We start from the raw sequence: 533 nt of genomic DNA, 5'->3' as shown, positions 1-533 counted from the left end.
ATTTCCGTAGCGGAACCAGCTGCGACGTTCATAGAGTGCACGTTACAAGCGAACCCGCCTTCGCGTGAATACCGGGTCCAGACAAACCCGTGGCAGAACAAAGTAATACCCGTCAAGAAAGCAGACACGCTCTGGCCAGCAAAAATAACACAGCGTAACGATCAACGACACGTCGCACCATCGCGGAGGCGGCGGTGCACCCACACTTCCCATGCTTGCTGAGCAGCGGGTAGCCCCGTTGCGGGTTACCGTTTTGTTCGGTGATGGCTGGCGATGTCAGGCGACGATGTAGCTCGAGTCGTCGAACTCGGCCGTGACCTTCAACCGTCCGCCGAGTGCCTCGACGTAGGCGCGCAGGACTGACACCGACACCACGTCCAGCTTTCCGCGTTCCACTCGAGCAGCGGCCGGCCGAATGGGGGTCGTTCTTGGTCAGATCGACGAACCACTCGGCGACAACCTCGACCAAGAGGACCTCTCAGCTCTGTACGGGACCATCTTAACGCAAGGGTTAAGTTCTCGTGGGCCTGGGC

It is taken from the genome of Protofrankia sp. Cr1, from assembly GCF_963555865.1.
In the GTDB taxonomy this organism is placed as follows: domain Bacteria; phylum Actinomycetota; class Actinomycetes; order Frankiales; family Frankiaceae; genus Protofrankia.
Note: the sequence above shows the minus strand (reverse complement) of the source record.